At 59.5% G+C, this 4,225-nt stretch carries 2 protein-coding genes and 1 pseudogene; all 3 read right to left on the bottom strand.

Translation table 11 applies throughout. From position 1 onward, the window contains the following. Window positions 1–941 (bottom strand): annotated as a pseudogene (locus ACXJ7R_RS26215) (hypothetical protein); the annotation flags it as partial. A gap of 25 nt (window positions 942–966) precedes the next feature. Further along, window positions 967–2,154, bottom strand: coding sequence for a TIGR03032 family protein (locus tag ACXJ7R_RS26210; RefSeq protein WP_457154364.1), 1,188 nt, complete (start codon window positions 2,152–2,154; stop codon window positions 967–969). A gap of 538 nt (window positions 2,155–2,692) precedes the next feature. Then, on the bottom strand, window positions 2,693–4,225 hold a 1,533-nt coding region (locus tag ACXJ7R_RS26205; protein WP_457154363.1), incomplete at its 5' end, for a hypothetical protein.

Here is a 4,225-nt window from a genome sequence, read left to right as displayed (position 1 = left end):
GTGCCAGTATTGTTGCGGGCGTAAATGCCGCTATTGGTCGTCCCCGTCACCGCGCCGGTAGCGGTAATCGATAGTGCTCCGCTCCCGTCGTTCCGGGAGTAGATGCCGGATGTTCCAGTCACTGTACCTGCGGTCGTAATTGTTAGATTTGTACCAGCGTGGTTGCGAGCGAAAATGGCGGGAAAGTTCGAGGCTGCCGCCGTCCCCGTCACGGTAATCGACAATTCGCCGCTTCCGTAATTATGGGCATTGATCTGACCTGTCGCGTTCGCCGCCACGATCGACAGCTCAGTGCCATAGTTCGCGGCGGAGATGCTGGGATAGTTTGCGCTCGTACTCGTCACCGTCCCGCTGACGGTAATCGACAGCACTCCGCTTCCCTGGTTAATGGCGCGAATGCCGTTACTCGCACCGCTTACGTCCGCCGCCTGGATCGTCAGGTCGGTGGTTCCGACGTAGTTGTGGGCGTAGATGCCTATTCCGCCAAATCCGGGACTCGACAGGTTGTTTCCTGTGACGGTCCCKGTAGTGGWGATCGACAGCGCACCGCTAYTGKAGTTGCGCGCTACGATACCGCTAACAAAGCCAGTGATSGTCGAGAAATTGGGGTCTCCAGAAGCGTAGTCGCTAAATGTGAGTCCGCCAGTGCCCGTGAGGGTAAGGGCGTTGCCCGCGGCTGTGCTGATACYGAAGGTGTTGTCCGTTGTCACGTTGAGCACGGTGGGAGGCGACCCGAGCGGAGGCAGCGTCTGCGTCGTCGTCGTCACGCCGGTACAGGTGTAGGTGCCGCCGGCGCCGCTGCAGKCSGCATAKGCACGTCGCACATAGCCGCGATAGCCACCGAGGAAGGCGCTCGTCGCGAGCGCGGCGCCGAGYACCAGGCGATTGCGCAGGCCGAGCGCCGGCCCGTCCGTRTTTCCCAGTTTCGTCCCCTGCCTCATGATCGCCTCCGCTTCGCGGTCTTGGTTATTGCGTGGCCGTGGCTCCCGTAACAGCTTCGGCAAGAGAATCGTTCGATGGCAATTGCKGTCGCCCGTCTTTCGYCGGATGACTGACGAATCCTGCCGCTTCGGGCGAGCGMAGGCTCACCGCCATGGGGCAGGCAAAGCCGGGGATGACGGCGAGGTCGTAGAGCTCGGCCACCTGGCCGTCGATGCGGAACCAGTCGACGCAGSTTCCCTTTTCCAGGTCGATGACCTGGATGCCGCACCACGGCTCGGAATYGGCGGCGGCGAGGCGGGCRTCGAGCGCSAGCCCCTCGAAGCGCTTGTAGCGCGGCTTGGAAAGACCRACGAAAGCGTAGCGGCCGCAAAACGCCAGCCCGCGCCCGAAACCCGGGCAGAACGCGACCGGCTCGAAGTGSCCCATGCCGCCGTCCTTCGGCAGYTCCACGATGCCGAGCTCGCCTGTGCCGGAGTTGAGCAGCCACAGCGCTCCTCGATGGAGACGCGGCGAATGCGGCATGGAGAGCCCCTCGCACACGACYGTGCCGGTCCTGACATCGATCACAACGCCGCCGTCGGCGCGCCGGTCGCGCCAGCCGTCGATCGTGTCGGAGCGGCTGACAGCCGTGGCATAGGCCGCCTCAYCGTCGCGCATCGCCAGACCGTTCAGGTGGCAGCGGTCCTCGTCCACCAGCGCCGAGATGAAGGGCGGCCGCCACACTTCCTCGAAGCTGTAGCGGTCCGACACGGTGGCGAGGCAGTTGAAACGCGTGTTGACGAATATGGGCCGGCCGGCCGCGCCRATGCCGAYGTCATGCGCGTCGAGTTCCCCGGTRACGTGCACGGTGCGCGGTACAWAGCAGGCGTCAAAGATCTCATTGGCCCGCTGGTGTGGTTCCAGCGCGTTGACGAAGCGCACGAGATGGAAGCCTGCCACAAGCATGAGCGTCCCGTCGGAGGCGTAGGCAAGTCCCATCGGCCGTAGAATCGGCGTCTGGTGAACGTTGAGCCCGCYGGTCATCGGGTTGCGGCCRATGAGATAGAACAGGCCGGACTGGTAGGAGGTAACCGCGAGCGCRACRTCCAGCGCCTTCAGCCGCGCCACCAGCCCGGCCGACATCGAATAAGTGAGATCGGGCGAGGCCYCGGCCGGTTCGCKCTCTTCCGAAAGGGGCTCGCCCGCAGCTTCGCCGCTTCCGCGCGCAGCCATGGTGYCGATCTCCAAAAATCAACTAATTAGGAWTGTATGATCTSAGCTAACTWAGAATTTAGGAATGTATGATCTCCAGCTAATGTATGATCTCAGCTTGACCSRCAGGCAATCCTTAAATGGACTGACAGRGATCATGATRCSAGGAACYTYGGCCYCTGTTGCTGTTSGGCAACGCCAATAGTGCTCGAGCAGMGACGTGRTCCTGGCGCCGCATCTGGAAGCGCGGCGGCACGTAGCTGCGAACGCGGTTCATCCAAGCGGCGAAAATTCTCCTGATGAGAGCACACAATTGAGAGCGTTTCAGCATCGCCGACTTTCCGCAACAAGCTCACCACCGCGTGGGTCTTGAAGAGTGTATTGTCCTTGTATCCCTGAGGGGGCGAGCGCCAAGGCTTTCCAGAGGCTCCCGTCGCCACATCCCGAAATCCGCCCCCTGGCGGGCTCGCCAAACGCCTAGGCTTCGGCACTGAGCGCAAGCAATCCGCAGCSCTCAGCTRCTTTCCGGGCGAATCTGACGACGCTACATAGGTATTTTTCAAAAYTGAAATCCAACCCCAGGTGCSTGCAATCTCGTCCACCCRGACGGCGTAAGCAAAACTGCATATATCGATCGAGAWGCAGGGCTAGCMGGCACACGTCGAAGATCKAYGTARCCACTCCAGCCRTAGTCGTCACGCYCTCGCCCGAGGAACTTCGCCACGTCCGGCCGATGCGCTCCTCCCAATCCCAACCCCACGACCGTTCCCGTGCCGTCAACGAAGGCAATGCAGCGGTAGGTGGTAAGAATATCGCTGCCCAGCAGTGGGGGCCACTTGTTCGASGTGTCCGCGACCCAACCGGAGACGCGTCCCCACTGCGGATCYTCTATTTTGGACACGGCATCAATGTAGCCSGTCAAGCTGTTCGGCTGGGTGGGGATTGCCAGCCCGGYGCCGAGCGAGGGGCAGCCRAAGTCTCTCCCGTTGAACGGGACGTGATTGAATTTCTTGAGGTACTTTTCGACAGCATAGTACTGACTCGGCCACAGCGTAACGGATTGCATCATGTCGGGGTCTTTGATGCCSAGCGACAATGCCAGTGTTGCGAGATCTTTTCCTTCAGCCCTGACAAGAAGAGATGCCAGCCGAGGGATGCCGTTCACCAGAACTAGTGCGGCTCCGGCGGCGAATATTGCGATCGAAAACCGACGGACAAAAGTAGCGTGCCGAAAAAGGCTAAAGCCCGCTCCAAATAGTGCAACCCAGAAAAGTGCCGGAATGGTCGCATATCTACTCTCCAAGGCTGCGGCGTCTCCCCCCAAATTTGATCTACCGATTGCCGCGAGCCCACTCGTCATGACGGCATAGGCCATGATCGCAATCCAGAAGGCYGATCGRTACCTGCTTTCGCCAGGCCGCAAAAGGCAAAGCCCAACGATCAGAGTGGCCGCCACAATTCCGATTGCGCCAAGCGGAAGTGCGGCCGATTCGGAAGTTACGATGCCGCCACCGATGAACGTAAAGCAGAACAAAATAGTCTGTATCGGATTGAAATTGCGTGCCCCATGTTGTGGCGGGACGTACTGAAGCACAGCGATTACAATCACATAGATTGCGCCTACCATGAAAATTAAGGCACCAAGCCGCCTCGTTTTGTCTGAGCAGAATCCCTGGATGCCGATCGCGCACAATGCAGTAAGGCCGGTGCTATAGAATTGCGAAGCAATAGCGGCCAAAGCTATCGCAAAGAGATAGCCATACGGCTTATCGTGTTCGGCCGATTGCCAAAAAGCCAATRCAGCCAGCACGGTGAAGAGATTTGCGCCRATCCAAACGACCCCGCTCATCCCAAGAAAGAAGTTGTGTGCGGCGAGTGGACTGAATACAAATACCGATACGGCTATACCGACGACAAATGCTTCAAACTTAGCTTGGGTAGAGAGCGAGAGTGCACCCGAAAAAGTGAAAGCGATCAGAAGCGAGAAGACGGCGGCGATGGCAGAGACGCCGAAATTGTCCCCGTTGAAAATATTGAAAGTCAAGAGATAGAAGAGCTTTGCGCCAGCAACGATATGCTCGTTCGATTTTGT

This window comes from Mesorhizobium sp. P5_C1 (assembly GCF_054049815.1).
The sequence above is the reverse complement of the archived record's forward strand: the minus strand, read 5'-3'. Positions and strand labels throughout refer to the sequence as shown.